The sequence below is a fragment of the Oceanisphaera submarina genome (assembly GCF_046521305.1).
Classification (GTDB): Bacteria; Pseudomonadota; Gammaproteobacteria; order Enterobacterales; family Aeromonadaceae; genus Oceanimonas; species Oceanimonas submarina.
Window position 1 is genome coordinate 52,790 of record NZ_JBKGFN010000018.1, and the last position, 20,535, is coordinate 73,324.

At 55.4% G+C, this 20,535-nt stretch carries 21 protein-coding genes, 2 tRNA genes and 1 other RNA gene; 8 read left to right on the forward strand and 16 right to left on the reverse strand.

Features of this window, described 5'->3' with window-relative positions; all coding sequences use genetic code 11:
• Positions 1-10 precede the first annotated feature (10 nt).
• The 9 genes from nusA to rlmE form a co-directional block, all read right to left on the reverse strand.
• Positions 11-1,513, reverse strand: coding sequence for a transcription termination factor NusA (gene nusA, locus ACLEIV_RS15725; RefSeq protein WP_410457579.1), 1,503 nt, complete (start codon positions 1,511-1,513; stop codon positions 11-13).
• Positions 1,514-1,527: 14 nt separating this feature from the next.
• Entirely contained in the window at positions 1,528-1,986 is a 459-nt protein-coding gene (rimP, locus tag ACLEIV_RS15730) for a ribosome maturation factor RimP (RefSeq protein ID WP_104484861.1), read from the reverse strand.
• Positions 1,987-2,176: 190 nt separating this feature from the next.
• Positions 2,177-2,253, reverse strand: a tRNA-Met gene (locus ACLEIV_RS15735).
• Positions 2,254-2,310: 57 nt separating this feature from the next.
• Positions 2,311-2,397: transfer RNA gene (locus ACLEIV_RS15740), tRNA-Leu, on the reverse strand.
• A 7-nt stretch (positions 2,398-2,404) separates the two neighbouring features.
• The gene (gene secG, locus ACLEIV_RS15745; RefSeq protein WP_410457580.1) at positions 2,405-2,740 is read right to left on the reverse strand and encodes a preprotein translocase subunit SecG; all 336 of its coding nucleotides are present in this window, start codon (positions 2,738-2,740) and stop codon (positions 2,405-2,407) included.
• Between the two features lie 231 nt (positions 2,741-2,971).
• Positions 2,972-4,297, reverse strand: coding sequence for a phosphoglucosamine mutase (glmM, locus tag ACLEIV_RS15750; RefSeq protein ID WP_410457581.1), 1,326 nt, complete (start codon positions 4,295-4,297; stop codon positions 2,972-2,974).
• 4 nt (positions 4,298-4,301) lie between these two features.
• Positions 4,302-5,135, reverse strand: coding sequence for a dihydropteroate synthase (gene folP, locus ACLEIV_RS15755; protein ID WP_410457582.1), 834 nt, complete (start codon positions 5,133-5,135; stop codon positions 4,302-4,304).
• A 68-nt stretch (positions 5,136-5,203) separates the two neighbouring features.
• Positions 5,204-7,156: an ATP-dependent zinc metalloprotease FtsH gene (gene ftsH, locus ACLEIV_RS15760; protein ID WP_410457583.1), complete on the reverse strand. Its 1,953-nt coding sequence runs from the start codon at positions 7,154-7,156 to the stop codon at positions 5,204-5,206.
• A 44-nt stretch (positions 7,157-7,200) separates the two neighbouring features.
• Positions 7,201-7,830 carry a 23S rRNA (uridine(2552)-2'-O)-methyltransferase RlmE gene (gene rlmE, locus ACLEIV_RS15765; RefSeq protein ID WP_410457584.1) on the reverse strand — a complete coding sequence of 210 codons (630 nt, stop codon included), beginning with the start codon at positions 7,828-7,830 and terminating at the stop codon, positions 7,201-7,203.
• 84 nt (positions 7,831-7,914) lie between these two features.
• On the opposite strand from rlmE, the gene yhbY reads away from it, so the two are divergent.
• Both yhbY and ACLEIV_RS15775 read left to right on the forward strand, forming a co-directional pair.
• The gene (yhbY, locus tag ACLEIV_RS15770) at positions 7,915-8,211 is read left to right on the forward strand and encodes a ribosome assembly RNA-binding protein YhbY (protein ID WP_104484855.1); all 297 of its coding nucleotides are present in this window, start codon (positions 7,915-7,917) and stop codon (positions 8,209-8,211) included.
• A 134-nt stretch (positions 8,212-8,345) separates the two neighbouring features.
• Complete coding sequence (locus ACLEIV_RS15775; RefSeq protein WP_410457585.1) at positions 8,346-8,945, forward strand: PilZ domain-containing protein; 600 nt, start codon at positions 8,346-8,348, stop codon at positions 8,943-8,945.
• A gap of 55 nt (positions 8,946-9,000) precedes the next feature.
• Here ACLEIV_RS15775 and greA read toward each other — a convergent pair whose 3' ends face one another.
• The 4 genes from greA to grpE all read right to left on the reverse strand — a co-directional run bounded on the left by greA (position 9,001) and on the right by grpE (position 13,507).
• Complete coding sequence (greA, locus tag ACLEIV_RS15780) at positions 9,001-9,477, reverse strand: transcription elongation factor GreA (RefSeq protein ID WP_410457586.1); 477 nt, start codon at positions 9,475-9,477, stop codon at positions 9,001-9,003.
• A 134-nt stretch (positions 9,478-9,611) separates the two neighbouring features.
• Positions 9,612-10,745, reverse strand: a complete 1,134-nt coding sequence (gene dnaJ, locus ACLEIV_RS15785) for a molecular chaperone DnaJ (RefSeq protein ID WP_410457587.1) — start codon at positions 10,743-10,745, stop codon at positions 9,612-9,614.
• Positions 10,746-10,837: 92 nt separating this feature from the next.
• Positions 10,838-12,769: a molecular chaperone DnaK gene (gene dnaK, locus ACLEIV_RS15790; RefSeq protein WP_410457588.1), complete on the reverse strand. Its 1,932-nt coding sequence runs from the start codon at positions 12,767-12,769 to the stop codon at positions 10,838-10,840.
• A gap of 135 nt (positions 12,770-12,904) precedes the next feature.
• Complete coding sequence (grpE, locus tag ACLEIV_RS15795; RefSeq protein WP_410457589.1) at positions 12,905-13,507, reverse strand: nucleotide exchange factor GrpE; 603 nt, start codon at positions 13,505-13,507, stop codon at positions 12,905-12,907.
• A 184-nt stretch (positions 13,508-13,691) separates the two neighbouring features.
• Here grpE and nadK point away from each other — a divergent pair, with 184 nt between their 5' ends.
• Together nadK and recN are read left to right on the forward strand one after the other, a co-directional pair.
• Positions 13,692-14,576, forward strand: a complete 885-nt coding sequence (nadK, locus tag ACLEIV_RS15800) for an NAD(+) kinase (protein ID WP_410457590.1) — start codon at positions 13,692-13,694, stop codon at positions 14,574-14,576.
• Between the two features lie 128 nt (positions 14,577-14,704).
• Entirely contained in the window at positions 14,705-16,375 is a 1,671-nt protein-coding gene (recN, locus tag ACLEIV_RS15805) for a DNA repair protein RecN (protein ID WP_410457591.1), read from the forward strand.
• 83 nt (positions 16,376-16,458) lie between these two features.
• Here the strand turns inward: recN and udp are convergent, their stop codons facing one another.
• Positions 16,459-17,217 (reverse strand): uridine phosphorylase, encoded by a 759-nt coding sequence (udp, locus tag ACLEIV_RS15810; protein WP_410457592.1) that lies wholly within the window; start codon positions 17,215-17,217, stop codon positions 16,459-16,461.
• 200 nt (positions 17,218-17,417) lie between these two features.
• On the opposite strand from udp, the gene ACLEIV_RS15815 reads away from it, so the two are divergent.
• Positions 17,418-17,756, forward strand: coding sequence for an outer membrane protein assembly factor BamE (locus ACLEIV_RS15815; protein WP_410457593.1), 339 nt, complete (start codon positions 17,418-17,420; stop codon positions 17,754-17,756).
• 38 nt (positions 17,757-17,794) lie between these two features.
• Here ACLEIV_RS15815 and ACLEIV_RS15820 read toward each other — a convergent pair whose 3' ends face one another.
• Positions 17,795-18,088 (reverse strand): RnfH family protein, encoded by a 294-nt coding sequence (locus tag ACLEIV_RS15820; protein ID WP_410457597.1) that lies wholly within the window; start codon positions 18,086-18,088, stop codon positions 17,795-17,797.
• Positions 18,089-18,116: 28 nt separating this feature from the next.
• Positions 18,117-18,566: an SRPBCC family protein gene (locus ACLEIV_RS15825; RefSeq protein WP_410457594.1), complete on the reverse strand. Its 450-nt coding sequence runs from the start codon at positions 18,564-18,566 to the stop codon at positions 18,117-18,119.
• A 136-nt stretch (positions 18,567-18,702) separates the two neighbouring features.
• On the opposite strand from ACLEIV_RS15825, the gene smpB reads away from it, so the two are divergent.
• The 3 genes from smpB to ACLEIV_RS15840 all read left to right on the forward strand — a co-directional run bounded on the left by smpB (position 18,703) and on the right by ACLEIV_RS15840 (position 20,496).
• On the forward strand, positions 18,703-19,188 hold the full coding sequence (smpB, locus tag ACLEIV_RS15830; RefSeq protein ID WP_104484845.1) for an SsrA-binding protein SmpB: 486 nt from the start codon (positions 18,703-18,705) through the stop codon (positions 19,186-19,188).
• Positions 19,189-19,230: 42 nt separating this feature from the next.
• Positions 19,231-19,590: a transfer-messenger RNA gene (ssrA, locus tag ACLEIV_RS15835) on the forward strand.
• A gap of 51 nt (positions 19,591-19,641) precedes the next feature.
• Positions 19,642-20,496 (forward strand): DUF6538 domain-containing protein, encoded by an 855-nt coding sequence (locus ACLEIV_RS15840; RefSeq protein WP_410457595.1) that lies wholly within the window; start codon positions 19,642-19,644, stop codon positions 20,494-20,496.
• Positions 20,497-20,535: the final 39 nt, after the last annotated feature.

The window sequence follows — 20,535 nt, forward strand, 5'->3', positions numbered from 1 at the left end:
TCCGCTGATCTTATTCTTCGTTCTGGTCTCCGAACCAGCAGATATTTCGGGCCGCCATGATAAGCTCCCCTGCCAGGGTTTCATTCAGACCTTCAATTCCTTCAAGGTCGTCTATGCCCTGTTCTGCCAATTCTTCCAGATCCGCAACACCACGGGCGGCAAGCGAATACGCCAGCTCCCGGGTCATGGAGGGCAGTGCGAGCAGGTCTTCTGCCGGCTCCACCCCTTCGAATGATTCTTCCTGCGCCAGGGCCCGAGTAGTCAGGGCATCCTTGGCTCTATTACGCAGCACCTCCACCGTCTCTTCATCCAGGCCTTCGACGCTCAACAACTCGCTGACCGGCACATAGGCAATTTCTTCCAGGGAAGAAAAGCCTTCTTCCATCAGCAAGGCGGCGAAATCTTCGTCGATGTCCAGATCCTGGACAAACAGATTCATGATCTTGTCGCTTTCTACCTGATGCTTGCTCTGCAGATCTTCTACCGTCATCACGTTCAGTTCCCAGCCGGTCAGCTGAGCTGCCAGCCGAACGTTCTGACCGTTACGGCCGATGGCCTGGGCCAGATTGCCGGATTCCACCGCGATGTCCATGGAATGGGCATCTTCATCGACGATGATAGAGGCCACGTCTGCCGGTGCCATGGCGTTAATCACAAACTGGGCGGGGTTGTCGTCCCACAACACGATATCGACCCGCTCACCGCTGAGCTCGCCGGATACGGCTTGAACCCGGGCACCACGCATACCGACACAAGCCCCGATGGGGTCGATGCGACGGTCGTTGGTCTTGACTGCAATCTTGGCACGGCTGCCCGGATCCCGGGCGGCAGCCATGATTTCGATAATTTCCTCACCGATTTCCGGTACTTCGATGCGGAACAGCTCTTTCAGAAAGTCCGGGTGGCTACGGCTGACGAACAGCTGGGCACCACGGGCTTCGGGACGAACCGCATACAAGAGGCCGCGAATACGATCACCGGAACGGAACGATTCCCGCGGCAATAAATCTTCACGGAAGATCACCGCCTCGGCGTTGCTGCCCAGATCCAGAATCACGTTATCCCGCGTCGCCTTCTTGACCACACCGGTAATGATCTCGCCTTCCTGATCCTGGAACTGCTCCACCACCTGCATGCGCTCGGCTTCACGTACTTTCTGTACGATAACCTGCTTGGCTGTCTGGGTGGTGATGCGGTCGAAGGTAACCGAATCGATCTCGTCTTCCACATAATCGCCAATCTGAATGTCAGGCTCGTCGATCTGTGCCGCTTCCAGGGTGATTTCGCCGTAGGGGTTGGTCAGGGCTTCCTGGTTTTCCACTACCTGCCAGCGACGGAAGGTTTCGAAATTACCGCTTTTACGGTCGATTTCGACCCGTACCGCGATATCACCTTCATATTTTTTCTTGGTGGCCGTAGCCAGGGCGGTTTCCAGTGCCTCGAAAATCTTTTCGCGAGGCACGGCCTTTTCGTTAGAAACGGCATCAACAACCAGCAATATTTCTTTATTCATGTCCGACTGCCTCGTTAGTCAAAGTTCGGAACCAGATGCGCTTTTTGGATATTGGCGAAGGCGATGGGGAATTCGGTTCCCGCCACCTCCAACCTGATCATGGTGTCGTCTACCGACACCAGAAGCCCGGTCAGTTTACGATGATTGTTCACCGCCATACGCAGGGATAATTCTACCTGCTGGCCGATAAGGGCCTGATAATGAGCCGGCTTGAACAGGGGGCGAGCCATACCCGGAGAAGACACCTCCAGATCATATTCGGTAGATATGGGATCTTCCACATCGAGCACGGCACTAACCTGCCGACTGACTTCGGCACAATCAGTTACTTCAATACCGTTTTCATGGTCGATGTACAAACGTAAGGTCGAATGCCGGCCGGCGCGTACAAATTCGAGCCCCAGCAATTCAAAGCCCAGAGCCTCTACGGGCTCTGACAGCATCTCGGTCAATCGTTGTTCCAATGTAGCCAAAGCTACCCCTCCGAAAACAAAAAAAGGGCTCGCAGCCCAGTGAATGTGCACCGATGATACCGGTGCTGAAGTGCAGATAACAAAAAGCCCCGATCTTCAAATCGGGGCTATTCACCTGGACCCTGACTGTCGCCTCGCAGCGACCATTTACCGCAGCTATCATTAAATAACATGCGACAAACGTGAGGATTGGTTGCGGGGGCCGGATTTGAACCGACGACCTTCGGGTTATGAGCCCGACGAGCTACCAGACTGCTCCACCCCGCGTCCGAACCGTGCGAGAGTATAGTTAATTTGAGCTCGAATCTCAACTTAACTATGACTTGGTGCCGAGAGCGGGACTTGAACCCGCACGCCTATACAGGCACTACCCCCTCAAGATAGCGTGTCTACCAATTCCACCACCTCGGCAAAAACCTTATTCGGGTACGTCGCTGCTGTTTATGGCAGGAACATCACCCGGGATGACGCTTTCTTCTACCTGAGGTACAGAAAGATCTTCCCATTCACTTCCCTGCTTGGTGTTGTTACTGGAGAGATTCCCCAATACCAGACTCACCACAAAGAAGCCTGCTGCCAGTAGCGTTGTCGCCTTGGTCAGGAAATTACCGGACCCACTGGAGCCAAAAACCGTATTCGACGCACCTGCTCCGAAGGAAGCACCCATATCGGCGCCCTTACCTTGCTGAATCAGCACCAGACCAATCAGAGTCAGTGCGATGAGCAGATACACCACTAAAAGAATTTCGTACATCAGCCTTACCTTTGCTTGACGTCTGAGCCCCGCATCAGACTGCTGTCCGGAGCGGGGCTAATACTAGCTAGACCCTTGACGGGATACAAGTGCAATTTTAAAAAATAGATTCAAGTGAATAAAAAGAAGACAAAACGATGATTGGACAACCGTTTTTCTTCTTGTAGGCCCCACTTCACAGTGGGGCTGGGATATTTGCCCGACTAAAGTCGAGCCAACAAATACCGCCTCTCAGGCAACCGCATCGGCAATATGCCGAGCCAGACGCTGTACCTGTTCAAAATCGGCGCCTTCCACCATGACCCGGATAAGAGGCTCGGTGCCGGATTTGCGCAGCAAGACCCGGCCTGCGCCGGCGAGTTCAGCTTCCGCAACGGCCACCCGGCATTGCACTTCGCTGTCGGACAGCGGATCGGTGCCAGCTTGAAAGCGCACATTAACCAGCACCTGAGGATAGAGCACCAGCTCTCTACTCAATTCATGCAGGCTGCGCCCTTCATCAACCATGGCACGCAACACCTGCAATGATGCCACTATGCCGTCACCGGTACTGTTGTGATCCAGGCTGATGATATGGCCCGAGTTTTCCCCCCCCAGCTTCCAGCCGTGTTGCTTGAGCAGCTCCATCACATAACGGTCACCCACCTTGGCCCGCACAAAGGCAATATCCTGCTGTGCCAGCGCCAGCTCCAGCGCCATGTTGGTCATCAGGGTACCGACCACACCGCCGCTAAGGGTACCCCGGCGACGAGCGTCCCGCGCCATGATATACAGCAATTGATCGCCGTCCAGCAAGGCACCGGTATGATCCACCATCGCCAGTCGATCACCATCACCGTCGAAGGCGATACCCAGATCGGCGTCGTACTCCTGCACGGCAGCCACCAGTGCCGCCGGCGCGGTCGAGCCAACCTTGTCATTAATGTTGACGCCATTCGGCTGCACGCCGGTACGGATCACCTTGGCACCCAGCTCTTCAAATACCGCCGGGGCTATGTGATAAGTGGCGCCGTGAGCACAATCGAGCACTATGGTCAGGCCATCCAGATGCATCTCGGAAGGAAAGGTACTCTTGCAGAACTCGATGTAACGCCCGGCCGCGTCGTTGATGCGACTGGCCTTGCCCAGCAGCTCGGAGGCCACACAATCCATCGGCTGATCGAGCATGGCCTCGATCGCCAGCTCGACGTCGTCCGGCAGCTTGGTGCCGTCATGGGAAAAGAACTTGATGCCGTTATCGTAATAGGGATTGTGGGAAGCACTGATCACGATACCGGCCTCGGCCCGGAAGGTACGGGTCAGGTAGGCAATGGCCGGGGTCGGCATGGGGCCGAGCAGCGCCGCCTGTATGCCCGCCGCAGACAGGCCCGCCTCCAACGCCGACTCCAGCATGTAACCGGAGATGCGCGTATCTTTGCCGATCAGCACCTTCTTGGTGCCAGTACGAGACAGCACCTTTCCGGCGGCCCAGCCCAGCTTCATCACGAATTCCGGCGTGATGGGGTAATCCCCTACCCGCCCGCGAATGCCGTCGGTACCAAAATATTTTCTGCTCATTGTATTATCCCTGATATTGTGCGGCCTGCTGCCATACTTGCATGGCATCGGCCATTTCTTTTACATCATGCACTCGTAATATTTGCGCGCCCTGACTCAACGCAAACAAATGCGCCGCCAGGCCACCGGCAAGGCGTTGCTCGACGTCACGGTCCAGCAATTGTCCCAGCATCGACTTGCGTGACATACCGACCAGCAACGGCAGCTCCAAGGCATGCAGGTCGCCTACCTTGCCCAATAATTCGTAGTTGTGTTCGAGCCGCTTGCCGAATCCATAACCGGGATCCAGGCAGATGCGCTCGCGGGGGATACCCGCTTCATCACAGGCTGACAGCCGTTGCCGCAGAAAGTCCGCCACCTCGAGGGTCACATCCTGATAATCCGGTGCCTGCTGCATGGTTCTGGGCTGACCCTGCATATGCATCAGGCATACGGCGGCGCCACTGTCGGCTGCCACCTGCAAGGCCCCCGGCTCGCGCAGGGCACGGATGTCATTGATCAAATCCGCACCGGCCTTGACCGACTCCCGCATCACCCCCGCCTTGCTGGTATCGACGGAAATCCAGCAATCCAGCTCCTGGCGCAACAGCTCAAGCACCGGAATAACCCGATCCAGTTCCTGCTGCTCGGTCACCGCATCGGCGCCGGGGCGTGTCGACTCTCCGCCCACGTCAATCAGGGTGGCGCCGTCTTTGACCATCTGCAAGGCATGGCGCAAGGCGGCGTCTCTGCCCACAAAGTGGCCACCGTCCGAAAAAGAGTCGGGCGTCAGGTTGAGGATCCCCATGATTCGGGGTGAGCATAAATCCAGGCTTCTGGATGCGCTTGATAACAGCATAACGACAGGTTCCCACAAAATAAAAAGCCCCGGACACTGATGTCCGGGGCTTAATTTATCATAAATTATCAGTTGCTGGTGGCATCACCGGGCTTATTCAAATCCGCGGTGCCGGACTTGGCTTCGTCAGCCTGCTCCGCGTCCTTGTCACCGGTGCTGGCCGCCGGCCCCTGTGGCTTGTCGTCAGACTCTTCTGTCCAGTCTGCCGGTGGCCGCACATCACGACGTGCCATCAAATCATCGATTTGCTTGGCATCGATGGTTTCGTACTTCATCAGCGCGTCTTTCATGGCGTGCAGGATATCGATGTTATCCATCAGTATCTGCTTGGCACGCTCGAAATTACGATGAATGACGTCTTTCACCTCGGCATCGATGGCATTGGCGGTTTCATCGGACATGTGCTTGACCTTGGCCGCAGTGCGGCCGAGGAAGACTTCGCCTTCTTCATCCGCATACAGCAAGGGACCCAGTTTTTCCGACAGGCCCCACTGAGTCACCATCTTGTGGGCAATTTCGGTTGCCCGCTCGATGTCGTTGGAAGCACCGGTCGTCACCTTGTCGAAACCGTAGATGATTTCTTCCGCCAGACGACCGCCGTAGAGGCTGGAGATCATGGACTCCAGATGCTGCTTGCTATAACTGAAGCGGTCCTGCTCGGGCAGATACATGGTCACACCCAGGGCGCGGCCACGAGGAATAATGGACACCTTGTACACAGGATCGTGCTCGGGCACCATGCGACCGACGATGGCATGACCCGCTTCATGATAGGCCGTCATCGCCTTCTCGGACTCGGACATCACCATGGAGCGGCGCTCGGCGCCCATCATGATCTTGTCCTTCGCCTTTTCAAATTCCTCCATCGACACCAGTCGACGAGCCGAACGAGCCGCAAACAAGGCGGCCTCGTTCACCAGGTTGGCCAGATCGGCACCACTGAAACCGGGCGTACCACGGGCAATGACGCTGGCATTAACATCGTCACCCAGAGGAACTCGGCGCATGTGCACCTTGAGGATCTGTTCACGACCACGCACATCGGGCAGTCCCACCACCACCTGGCGATCGAAGCGGCCGGGACGCAGCAAGGCCGGATCCAGTACGTCGGGTCTGTTGGTGGCGGCGATGACGATAACGCCTTCGTTACCTTCGAAGCCGTCCATCTCTACCAGCATCTGGTTCAGGGTCTGTTCGCGTTCGTCGTGACCGCCACCCAGACCGGCACCACGCTGGCGACCGACGGCATCGATTTCATCGATAAAGATGATACAGGGCGCAGACTTCTTCGCCTGCTCGAACATGTCACGAACCCGTGATGCACCCACACCGACAAACATTTCCACGAAATCGGAACCGGAAATGGTAAAGAAAGGCACCTTGGCTTCACCGGCAATGGCCTTGGCCAGCAAGGTTTTACCGGTACCGGGTGGGCCCACCAGCAGAATACCGGTAGGAATACGCCCGCCCAGCTTCTGGAAACGGCTGGGATCACGCAGGTAATCCACCAGTTCTTTCACGTCTTCCTTGGCTTCATCACAACCGGCCACATCGGCGAAGGTCGTTTTGATCTGATCTTCGCTCATCAGACGGGCCTTGCTCTTGCCGAAGCTCATGGCACCCTTGCCACCGCCGCCGCCCTGCATCTGACGCATGAAGAACACCCAGACACCGATCAACAGCAACATGGGGAACCAGGAGATGAAGATGGACGTCAGCAGGCTTGGTTCTTCCGGCTTTTCACCCACGACCCGCACATTGTTGTTCAGCAGATCATTCAGCAGCTGAGGATCCTGCGCAGGCAGAATAGTCGTGAAACGATCACCACTGCGCTTTACGCCATTGATGGTCTTACCATCCATGCGCACTTCACGAATTTGCCCTTGGGCTACTTCCTGTACAAAAGTGGTATAGTCCGTCTGGCGTCCACTCGGCTCGCTCGGGCTAAAGCTCTGGAATACCGACATTAACACCACGGCTATGACCAACCACAGGATCAAATTTTTCGCCATGTCGCTCAAATTACTAACCTCACCGGCTGACAGTTTATGACTTGGACAGAGTACTACAGTTTAAAACCTGTAGCCACAATGTAGACTTCTCGCGAGCGGGGCCGCGACGAATCGGGTTTTCTTACCCTTACCGAACTGAAAGACCGGCGAACTTCCAGCAGAAATTCATCGAAACCGGTCCCCTGAAACACTTTTACAACAAAACTGCCTTTGGGTGCCAGCACCTGACGGCACATATCCAGGGCAAGCTCCACCAGATACATGGATCTGGGCTGATCGACTTCGGGCGTACCACTCATGTTGGGCGCCATGTCCGACAACAATACATCGACCTTGTCTTCCCCTACCCGTTCCAGCAGGGCATTCAGTACTTCCTCATCTCGAAAGTCGCCTTGCAGGAAATCGACCCCGGCAATGGGATCCATGGCCAGCAAGTCACAGGCAATCACCTTGCCCTTCAAGCCCACCTGTTCAACCGAGTACTGGCTCCAGCCTCCTGGAGCCGCGCCCAGATCCACCACCGTCATGCCATGTTTGAGCAGACGATCGCGCCCTTGCAATTCTTCCAGTTTAAATACGGCACGCGAGCGCAGGCCTTTTTTTTGCGCCTGTTGTACATACTTGTCGTCAAAATGCTCTTTGAGCCAGCGCGTCGAGCTGGCCGAGCGTTTTTTCTTGGTCATTAAATTATCGCTCTGCTATTACCATTGAAGCTTAGATGGGGGTACAATAACCCCCTTTCAACCTATTAACTGAAGCATTTTGCAATGACCCTGACTAATAAGCAAAGACAATACCTCAAAGGCATGGCCCACAGCCTGAAGCCGGTGGTATTGCTTGGCCAGCATGGCCTGACTGAAGGCGTACTGGCCGAGATCGATTTGGCCCTGAATTTCCACGAACTGATCAAGGTCAAGGTTGCCGCCGAAGACAGGGAAGTCAAAACGCTGATCATGGATGCCATCGTCCGTGAAACCGCCGCGGTAAAAGTACAGAGCATCGGCCACATCCTGACGCTGTATCGTGCCAGCGAAGAGAAAAAAATCAGCCTGCCCAGAGCCTGAGCCGTCTGTAGGGGCTGGGCATTCAGCCCCGCCCTTTTGCTTTCCTGCTTTCCGTCCCGATATTTCCCTCTGTTTTTCTTGTTCTATCGTCAATCGCGCTATGATTCAGCATATGCTCCCTATGAGTGATTGTCATGCCCAACCACCGCTACCTGACCGACGAAGAACTAATGCTGCTGCACGAGATCTGTCGTCAGGATGGACCCGACGTACAGCTCAGCCTGCCCCTGATCATGGATGCTAATATTGTCCCCTTGCTGGATCAAGCCTCAGCGCTAGAGCTGAAACTGGAGCTTGGGGAGATAAAGCTGAGTTTTCCGGTGGCACTCAAGCACCCGGTTGCCAGTCAGGAACAAGCCGAACTCAGCTCACCCAGCATCATCACCAACGGCGGTCATCCTCGTGCCTGGCGTTTGCCCAATCCCCAATGCCTGCAGCTCAGCCACCCCGGAGGACGGCCGCTGGCGGCGGAAATAAAGGATTTATCGACCAATGGCATGAAACTGGTGTCGCGTCGTTCGCTGTTCGGCCAGCGTCAGCACAAGAAGGTATTGTTGAAACTGAGACAAGATCAGGAACTGACACTGACTCTCAGGCTGGTACGGCAGCACAAAGGCCCGCAATTCTGGCTGACCGCGGTACAGTTTGAACTGTCCACGGCCGATTGCCGGACCTTGTCGGACTTTGTCTTCAGAGGTTTTCTGGAACAGATGTGCAAAAGGCAGGAGACATAGCTCCTGCCTTTGCTTCGACCGCGGTGGCCGGAAGTCGTTATCACTGCACAGCGCCTTACAGGTACTGGACCTTGATCACTTCGTACTCGACTTCTCCTGCCGGCGTTTTGACCACAGCCACATCGTCCACTTCCTTGCCTATCAGCGCGCGGGCAATGGGAGAATTGACCGAAATCATGTTGGCCTTGATGTCCGACTCGTCATCACCCACGATGCGATAGGTGATTTCTTTCTCGTCATCTACCTTGAACAGGTCAACGGTGGCGCCGAAAATCACCTTGCCGGTGTTCGGCAACTTGGTGATATCGATGATCTGGGCATTGGACAGCTTGGCCTCAATCTCCTGGATACGCCCCTCGCAGAATCCCTGTTGTTCACGCGCGGCATGATACTCGGCATTTTCCTTCAGATCCCCGTGTTCACGGGCATCGGCAATGGCTGCGATTATTTGCGGGCGCTGCACAGACTTCAGCTGATCCAGTTCTTCACGCAGTTTCTGTGCACCGCGGATGGTCATCGGTGTTTGCTTCATAGTGGAAACCCGGTTCCTTTCAGACAATAAAACAACAAGAGCCCTGCCGGAAACCGGCACAGGGCTCGTATCATAAATAATTCCGTTTCAGCCGCCAGGCTGTCGTTTAGGACAGCCAGACTAATACAGTCGGCTTAGCGGGTCAAATCATCGAAGAAGCGTTTCACTCCTTCGAAAAAGCCTTCTGTCTTGGGTCTGTGTTTCTTGGCCGCCAGGCCACCACAAGACTCTTCCAGTTGGCGTAACAACTCTTTTTGCTCGTCGGTCAGGCTAACCGGTGTCTCGATATACACCTTGCACACCAGGTCGCCCATCTGACCACTGCGAGCCGAACGCACGCCCTTGCCCTTCAGACGGAACAGACGGCCAGTCTGGGTTTCTGCCGGGATCTTGAGCTTGACCCGACCATCCAGCGTCGGTACCTCCACCTCTCCGCCCAGAGCGGCGGCAGTAAAGCCTATCGGCACCTCGCAAAAGAGATTATTGCCGTCACGCACAAAGATTTCATGGTCGCGCACGTGCATCTGCACGTACAGATCGCCGGCCGGCGCACCGGCTTCACCGGCCTCGCCTTCACCAGACAAGCGAATCCGGTCACCGGTGTCGACGCCCGCCGGGATCTTGACCGACAACGTCTTGGTTTTCTGATAACGGCCTTCACCATGACACTTGTGGCACGGATCGCTGATGATCTTGCCCTTGCCCCGGCACTGGGGACACGGTTGCTGCACGGTAAAGAAACCCTGGCGCATCTGCACCTGTCCATGACCGTGGCAGGTCGGACAGGTCTTGGCCTGGGTGCCGGCTTTGGCACCGCTGCCATCACAGACGTCACAGCCTGCCAGAGTCGGTACCTTGATCTCTTTGGTCACACCCCGCACGGCTTCTTCCAGGGTCAGCTCCATATTGTAGCGCAAGTCTGAACCGCGGGCCGCTCGCTGCTGACGACGCTGACCGCCACCGAAGATATCACCGAACACATCGCCAAAAATATCACCAAAGTCGGCACCGCCACCACCAAAACCGTGACCGCCTTGCTGGCCGTTAACACCATCGTGACCAAACTGATCATAGGCGGCCCGCTTCTGGGCGTCGGTCAGCACTTCGTAAGCCTCGGTGGCTTCCTTGAACTTGTCACCGGCGTCGGCATCGGTCTTGTTACGGTCGGGATGATATTTCATCGCCATCCGTTTGTAGGCTTTTTTTATCTCGCGCTCTTCGGCTCCCTTGGAAACCCCGAGCACTTCATAATAATCTCGTTTCGACATAGGCTGATTGCTTACCTGAGTCCTGTTCACACAAAGGCGGGCGTTGGAATCCCAACGCCCGCCACTGGCAGCGTTAATACGCTGGGTTTGACTTATTTTTTGTCGTCTTTGACTTCTTCGAATTCGGCATCGACCACATCGTCATCGGCCTTGCCGGAAGCAGAAGCACCCTGCGGCTGCTCACCCGCGTCGGACGCATCGGCCTGAGCCTTGGCCTGGGCCACTTCCATCAGCTTCTGAGACGCTTCCATCAGTGCCTGCTGCTTGGCTTCGATCTCGCCCTTGTCTTCACCACGAACGGCAGTTTCCAGCTCGCTCAGGGCAGACTCAATGGCGCACTTGTCATCAGCGGCCAGAGCATCACCGGCTTCTTCCAGCTGTTTGCGAGTAGCATGCACCAGACCATCGGCCTGGTTACGCGCCTGCACCAGCTCTTCGAACTTCTTGTCTTCGGCAGCGTTGGCTTCGGCAGCACGAACCATGGCGTCGATCTCTTCCTCACTCAGACCGGAAGAGGCCTGAATGGTGATCTTCTGCTCTTTGCCGGTGTCCTTGTCTTTGGCGGACACGTGCAGGATGCCATCGGCATCGATATCGAAGGTCACTTCGATCTGTGGCAGGCCACGCGGTGCCGGACGAATACCTTCCAGGTTGAACTGGCCCAGCGACTTGTTGTCGCCGGAGCGCTTGCGCTCACCCTGCAGAACGTGAATGGTCACGGCAGACTGATTGTCGTCGGCGGTGGAGAACACCTGAGACTTCTTGGTCGGGATGGTGGTGTTCTTTTCGATCAACGCCGTCATCACGCCGCCCATGGTTTCGATACCCAGCGACAACGGGGTCACGTCCAGCAGCAGTACGTCTTTCTTGTCACCGGACAGCACGGCACCCTGGATGGCGGCACCCACGGCCACGGCTTCATCCGGGTTCACATCTTTACGCGGCTCCTGACCGAAGAACTCGCTGACGGCCTTCTGCACCAGAGGCATGCGAGTCTGACCACCCACCAGAATGACATCATCGATGTCAGACACGGACAGGCCAGAGTCTTTCAGCGCGATGCGTACCGGCTCCAGTGACTTCTTGACCATGTCTTCTACCAGCGATTCCAGCTTGGCACGAGTCAGCTTGATGTTCAGGTGCTTGGGACCAGTCGCATCGGCGGTGATATAAGGCAGATTTACCTCGGTCTGCTGGGCGGAAGACAGCTCGCACTTGGCTTTTTCGGCCGCTTCTTTCAGGCGCTGCAGCGCCAGCATGTCGTTACGCAGATCGAAGTTCTGCTCGCGCTTGAACTCTTCGACCAGATAGGTAATCAGACGGTTATCGAAGTCTTCGCCGCCCAGGTGGGTGTCACCGTTGGTCGCCAGTACTTCGAAGGTTTTTTCGCCATCCATATCATCGATTTCGATGATGGAGATATCGAAGGTACCACCACCCAGGTCGTATACCGCCACCTTGCGGTCACCCTGCGCCTTGTTCACGCCGTAGGCGAAGGCGGCTGCGGTTGGCTCGTTGATGATACGCTTCACGTCCAGACCGGCAATACGGCCCGCGTCTTTGGTTGCCTGACGCTGAGCATCGTTGAAGTAGGCCGGTACGGTAATTACCGCTTCGGTCACCGCTTCACCCAGATAGTCTTCGGCGGTTTTCTTCATCTTCTTCAGCACTTCGGCTGAAATCTGCGGCGGAGCCATTTTCTTGTCTTTGGCTTGAACCCAGGCATCACCGTTGTCGGAATTGATAATTTTGAACGGCATGATCTTGATGTCACGCTGTACTTCTTCATCTTCAAAGCGACGGCCGATCAGACGCTTGATGGCAAACAGGGTGTTATGCGGGTTGGTCACCGCCTGACGCTTGGCGGGCTGGCCAACCAGGGTCTCACCGTCATCGGTATAGGCGATGATGGAGGGAGTAGTACGAGTACCCTCGGCGTTTTCTATAACCCGCGGGGTATCCCCGTCCAGGATAGCAACACAAGAGTTGGTGGTACCCAGATCAATGCCGATGATTCTACCCATAAAATCCTCTCTCAATATCTTGAATTCAATCGTAAGCGTTTCGTGTTTTGCTTTAGAGCCTATATGTGGTTGCCACCAACGGCTTTCAAGACACACATCACATTTTTTTAGGCAAAAGCCGATATTTCGGCTGAATTAAGCCTGAGTGTCTATGGCTGGCCCTTTGGCCACCATGACCATGGCGGGGCGCAGTACCCGGCCGTTCAGCTCATAGCCTTTCATCATGACCGCCAGCACCGAGTTGGGGGCCACCTCGGCATTTTCCACCAGGCTCATGGCTTGATGCTTGTTCGGATCGAAGGCTTCCCCCTGGGGGTCGATAGTCTGGACACCAAACTTTTCCACCGTGTTCAGCAAGGACTTCAGGGTCAGCTCCACACCTTCATAGACCGCTTGAAATGCATCACTTTCTTTATCGGTGTGCTCCAGTGCACGTTCCAGGCTGTCGATTACCGGCAGCAGTTCGCCGGCAAATTTTTCCAGTGCGAACTTCTGTGCCTTTTCTACGTCCTGTGCCGCACGGCGGCGCAGATTTTCCATCTCGGCCTGGGCACGCAAGGCATTGTCTTTCTCGGCCTGGGCACTGGCAGTGGCATCGGCCAGCTGTTGCTCCAGCCCGGCGACATAAGCTGCATCCGGTTGGGTCGGCTCTGTGCCTGCGCTTTCTTCGCTCTCTACCGTCAGCGGTTCCTGCTCGGCGGCTTGCTCCGCGTCAACCTGATGTTGTTTTTTGCTCATGTTGTCTCCCGTATATGTTTACCAGCTTGGTGCCTATATGGGGGCTCAGGATCAGAATTCAAGAGAATATTTTGACGATAGCGGTAACGCCGGTGGCACACCGTCACCGGGTTATTTAGAATGGGCCATTAATCGGTCAGGGAATAAATGACCACATTGCCTACTCAGTCAGGTCAATATATCAATGGAAACCGAATTCAATACCATCGCCCTGATCGGCAAGCCCGATCACGAAGGCGCCAACCAGACACTGGTGGCGCTGTATAATCATATTGTCGGCCTGGGTCTAAGGGTGGTGATAGAGCGCCGGGTGGGCGAACAACTACGTCTGGACCAGGCCGAGCTGCTGGAAATGGTCGAATTGGGTGAACGGGCCGATCTGGCCATAGTGGTGGGCGGCGACGGCAACATGCTGGGGGCCGCACGGGTGCTGGCCCGCTTCGATGTGGCTGTGGTCGGCGTGAACCGGGGCAACCTGGGTTTTTTGACCGACTTGTCTCCGGACAGCTTCGAGCAGCCGCTCGAACGCCTGCTGGCCGGCGACTACCAGGCAGAACAGCGCTTTTTGCTGGAAACCCAGGTGCATCGCCACGGACAGCTCAAGGCCAGCAATACCGCCATGAACGAAGCGGTACTGCACCCGGGAAAAATCGCCCACATGATCGAATTCGAGGTCTATATCAACGGCCACTTCATGTACAGCCAACGCGCCGATGGCATGATAGTAGCTACCCCCACCGGTTCCACCGCCTATTCGCTGTCTGCCGGCGGCCCCATCCTGACCCCCAATCTCAACGCCATTACCCTGGTACCCATGTTTCCCCATACCCTGAGTTGCCGCCCCATCGTCATCGATGCCGACTCTCAGGTTAAGCTGGTGCTGGCCCCCAACAACAAGACCGAGCAGATGCTGATCAGCTGCGACGGTCATGTCTCGCTGGCGGTGCAACCCGGTGACGAAATCCATATCAACAAGAGTCCCTACAAGCTGAAACTGCTCCATCCCCGTGGCCATAATTACTTTGAAGTGCTGCGCAGCAAACTCGGCTGGGGCAGCAAACTGTTCTGATCACGTGAAAAGTGAGGGATGAATTTCTCCTCGCGTTTTATTCCTCACTCTTCACGAACAACTTGCACTGTACAAAACCACAGTATACTGTATCTCTATACAGCATTATTTTGTGCAGGGGTTCCACCATGTTGCTTCAGCTCACCATCAGCAATTTTGCCATTGTTTCCTTTCTCGAGCTGGACTTGCGTCCGGGCATGACCAGCATTACCGGCGAAACCGGTGCCGGTAAATCCATCGCCATCGATGCCCTTGCCCTGGCGTTGGGCGAGCGGGCCGATGCAGACTCGGTGCGCCCCGGTGCCGACAAGGCCGACATCAGCGCCCGTTTTCGTATCGACAAGCTGCCCCGGGTCAAAACCTGGCTGAGCGAGCAAGAGCTGGATGAGCAAGGCGAATGCATTCTGCGCCGCACCCTGAGCCGCGAGGGGCGGTCTCGTGGCTATATCAATGGCACCCCGGTCCCCCTGTCTCAACTCAAGGCCCTCGGTGCCTTGCTTATCAACATTCATGGTCAGCATGCCCACCAGGCATTGCAAAAATCCGATTACCAGCGCGGCCTGCTCGACGCCTATGCCGGCCATCATCAGCTGATGCAACAGGTCAGCAAGCAATATCAACAATGGCGCCAACTCAGCAACGAACGCAAGCAGCTGCAAAGTGAGCAGACCCAGTGGCAGGCTCAGCGCCAGCTACTGGAATACCAGGTGGCAGAGCTCGACGAGCTGGCCCTGGCCGATGATGAATTCCCCACGCTTGAAGCCGAGCACAAGCGGCTGGCCAACGGGGCCGAGCTGCTCAACGACTGTCAGCTGGCCCTCAATGTACTGGCTGACGGTGAAGAAACCAACGCCCTGCAGCTGTTACGCCAGGGGCTGAAGGTATTGATTGAACTCAATCAGATGGACAAGCGACTCGGCCCGGTGCAGGAAATGATAGAAAGCAGCCTGATCCAGCTGGAAGAAGGCCACGGCGAGCTAAGCCGCTATCTGGACCGGCTAGAGCTGGATCCGGAACGGCTGCATGAGGTGGAAGCCCGACTCGGCAAGGTGATGGAACTGGCGCGCAAGCATCACGTACAGCCGGTTGCGTTACATGACTTTCATCGGGAAATCAAAACCCGGCTGGCGGAGATGGATCATAACGACAGCCGATTGCAGGAGCTGGATGAAGAAGTCGAACAGACCCGGGAACAGTTTCTGCAGGCCGCCGAACGGCTCAGTCAGAGTCGACAGCGCTATGCCCAGTCATTGAATCAGCAGATTACCCAAAGCCTGCATCAACTGAGCATGGAGCACGGCCGCTTTGAAATTACCGTGACCACAGATAACGGTGCTGGTTACTCTCCACTGGGTATAGACAGAGTCGAATTTCTGGTCAGCACCAACCCGGGTCAACCCATGAACTCACTGGCCAAGGTGGCCTCGGGTGGCGAACTGTCGCGTATCAGTCTGGCCATTCAGGTGATCACAGCGCAAAAGGTCGAAACCCCGACCCTTATCTTCGATGAGGTCGATGTGGGTGTCAGCGGTCCGACCGCGGCGGTGGTCGGCAAGCTGCTGCGCCAGCTGGGAGACTCCACCCAGGTACTGGTGATCACCCACCTGCCTCAGGTGGCCGGCAATGGCCATCAACACTATTTTGTCAGCAAAGACAGCGCCAACAACGATACCCAAACCCGCATGCAGGAGCTGGATGAACACAGCCGGCTGCAGGAACTGGCTCGCTTACTGGGTGGCAACAAGATCACCGCTAATACCCTGGCCAATGCCCGGGAGCTGCTGGTGGGTGAGGCGTGAGGCTGTAGGGCCAAATATATTCGGTCCTACAGAAAAGATTTTTACCGACAATTTATCGCTTGCGACTTAATGCTGTCTTGTCGTCATACCAATCTGCGAGCAGCCCCGATGACAATATCAATCGCCTGCTGCTCGGCCTGCTCCAAGGTGACGCCGTCGGGAATTTCCTGCTGGGTACGATTAACGATAACCCCGGCAACACAACCTGCCTTCAGCCCCTGGCTGGAGCACATGGTAAAGAGAGTAGCCGACTCCATTTCGTAGTTCAGCACCCCCATGCCCTGCCATTCTTTCATGCTACCCTGAAACTTGCGCAGCATGCGGGCCGAATGAGTATCGTAACGCTCCTGACCGGGGTAGAAAGTATCCGACGAAGCCGTGATCCCGACATGAGGTGCAATACCCAGATCACGAGCTGAATCGACCAGTGCACAAGTGCAGTCAAAATCGGCGACCGCCGGAAACTCCATGGGGGCAAAGTGACTGCTGGCGCCATCAAGCCGGACCGAGCCCTGGGTTACTATCATGTCACCGACATTGATATGACTCTGAATGGCGCCTGTGGTTCCGATACGCAGGAAGGTCGTTACCCCCAGCTGGGCCAGTTCTTCCACCGCAATGGAAGTCGAAGACCCACCGATACCGGTCGAGCAGACCACTACCGGCTTGCCGCTCAGCTCACCCAGCCAGGAAGTAAACTCCCGCTTGCTGGCCAGGTAGCGCGCATTCGCCAGCTGACTGGCAATGCGCGCTACCCGCTCCGGATCCCCCGGAATAATGGCAAGCGTTGCGCCTTGCAGATCCTCATCGGTTATCCCTAAGTGAAAAACATGCTTTGCCATTGGCTTACTCCCGAAAGAAAGCGTTAAAAACGAAGATGATAGGACAGCAGCAGCCAGATGACCATCACTGACGACACTGAACCTATGGGCTGTTGACGGGTCAGACCCCCATTGCCGGAATCTTGAGGTGGTCTCGGCTTTTACAAGCCCATCGTCAGCAGCTATCATGCCCAACAAGTCACACAGGATATAATGCAGCCATGCAACTCAAAACCTTGATTTTACCCTTATTGTTCACTCTTCCTCTAGCCGGTTGCGGCCTGGTGTACAAGGTCGATATTCCCCAGGGCAACTACATTGAAGCCAAGCAGGTTGCCCAGCTGCGTCAGGGCATGAGCCAGGAACAGGTCCGCTTTCTGCTGGGTAACCCCATGAGCCTGGACGGTTTCAACCATGACCGCTGGGTGTATCTTTATTACCTGAAACCGGGCCGTGGTGAAGTGGAACAGAAGCAACTAATCCTGGACTTTGCCAATGGTGCACTGGTTTCGATCACCGGAGACTACCAGGCTCCCGCTGCCTTTGAGCAGGGCCTGTAACAGATACGCAGGCCATGTAATTCACACCGCATGGCCTGTTACTTTTTGGCTCTCTTGGGATCCGGGCGACCACCGGTAACCTTGTCCGCTCGCCCCTCTTCCTTGGCTTGCTCGGCGCGGCGTCGCCTAATTTCCTTGGGATCGGCCAACAGTGGACGATAAATTTCAATTCTGTCGCCATCAAGCAAAGATTGATCCAGCTTAACCTGCCGCCCGAACACACCGACCATATTGGTATTCAGATTAATCTCGGGATATTGCTGCAGAATACCGGATTGCTCTATTACCTGCCTGACACTATCCCCCGCCGATACTTTCATGCTCAGCACCATCTGCTGCTGTGGCAGCGCATACACGATTTCAACCCGAATAAGATTCACGGCCGTATACCTCTCTTGCCCGCTCACTGAATGAATGGACCATGGCATTGGCCAGTTCCTTGAACACGCCGCCAAAAGCCATCTCCACCAGGCGGGAGGTAAACTCGAAGTGCAGCTTCAACTCGACCTTGCAGGCATCCACATCCAGCGGCGTGAAGGTCCAGCCACCGTTGAGCGTCTTGAAGGGGCCATCTACCAGCTCTACACTGATATGCCGATGAGGTTTTAGTTCATTACGCGTGGTAAAGGTCTTGCGGATCCCTACCTTGGCTACATCCAATGCCGCCGTGATGGACGTGTCCGACTCGGATACAATACGACTGGCCACGCATCCGGGCAAAAACTGTGGGTACGAGTCTATGTCGTTTACCAATTCATACATCTGTTGTGCGCTGAACATCACCAACGCACTGCGGGTAATACTGGGCATAACCTCTCCTGGCAGCAGAATGGCCTGATTTTAACATTAATCCGGGCCGGGCTCACCGTCACTATCGTACGAAAAACAAGCGGTTGCCGTATCGGCAATTCCAAACCTCCGGCCGGGCCCGTATAATGGCGTCACTATGACAAAAAACAAAGCCAAGAAAAAAGTCGGTTCCAGCACCATCGCCCTCAACAAGAAGGCGAGACACGAATACTTTGTAGAAGAAAAATACGAAGTCGGCCTGGAACTACAAGGATGGGAAGTAAAATCGATGCGTGCCGGCAAGGTAGACATCGGTGATGCTTACGTATTCATGAGAAACGGTGAAGCCTTTTTGTTTGCGGCCACCGTAGTGCCTCTCAACGTAGCCTCTACTCATGTGGTGTGCGACCCACATCGTTCTCGCAAGCTGCTGATGAAGCGGCGCGAGCTTGATCGCCTGTCCGGCCTGCTTGACCGCGAAGGTTATACCCTTGTGCCCCTGGCGCTTTACTGGTCCAAGTCCTGGGTAAAAGCCGAAATTGGTCTGGTGAAAGGTAAAAAGCACCACGATAAACGCCAGGACGTGAAGGAACGCGACTGGAAGCGAGAAAAAGATCGCATGATGAAGCATAAAAATCGTTAACACTTGTGATATGGCAATAATTGCCATATCATAAGTTTACTTGGGGCTGATTCTGGATTCGACGAGATTCTCGAACTCCTAGGTGCATGCCGAGGTGCGATAGGCCTCGTTAAAAAATCGCAAAAAAATAGTCGCAAACGACGAAAACTACGCACTAGCAGCTTAATAACCTGATAGAGCCCTTCTACCCTAGCTTGTCTGTGACTTAGGGAATTGGAAGGTCATCCTTCACAGAATCGCGTGGACGCCGTGCCTAACGGTTGAAGCGTTAAAACTAATTTAGGCTAGTCATTCTGTGGCGTGTCTGTCCGCAGCAGGTGGCGAATTCAATGACTGACTAAGCATGTAGTACCGACGACGTAGGTTTTTCGGACGCGGGTTCAAATCCCGCCAGCTCCACCAATCGCGATTGGGAGCCCTTAAAACAAGGACTTACCAAAGAAAATCAAGGCCATGGGCAAGCGCGTACAGAAGGTTGTACCGAAGCTCATGGCCTTTTCTTTATCCCCTCAGTACTTCTACAGACGCGGCGGCCACTACTGGTTCTGCTTCACCTATCCCGTTACTCTGCGCCAGCACATGGGTACGTCAGAGCTGCGCTTCTCGCTTCAAACCACGTCTAAGGACCACGCTCGTTACTGCGCGTCGGCCATTGCCCTGAAGCTGAAGAAGGTACTCAAGCGAATGAACAACACACAACCCCTCCCCCATGATCACATCAAGTCCCTGGCTCGGGTCTGGCTGCATGACAGTATCCGCGACGCTGAGCGTTTCTATGCTGAGCTACCAGCCATGGATGAAGACGAATGGACAATGCGACACGACACTCTGAGTGAACTCAAGGGCGAAGCTGATGAGCACACGGCCCTGAATCGTACCGTGCGTTATACCCGTGTAGCTGACAGCATTCTCAAGAGTGAAGGTCTGAGTCTGGCTGGCGCTGACTATCAGGTGCTCAAGCGCGAGCTTGCCAAGGCGCACGCCGAATTGATGGAAGCCCATCTTGAGCTGTTGTCCGGTGCCGACGCTTCCGCACTGAAAGAGGCCGACAAGCAAGTACCGTCTGCCCCTGCTGCTGGCGCAACGCCTGACGCTAAGCCGTCGCCGCTGTTGTCTGAGGTGATCAGAAAATACATTGATGTCAAAAAGGAGAATGACTGGTCAGAGCGCACCGCCATACAACAAGAGCCTGTCTTACGGTTGCTGGTGGAAATCATCGGCGATGTGCCGATTAACCGATTAACGCGGGATGCAATACGCGACTACCGCACCACCATTGCCAAACTGCCAGCTGTAGTGGTCAACTAATCCCGGACAATAAATTAGACCGATTCTCGGCCTGAACTG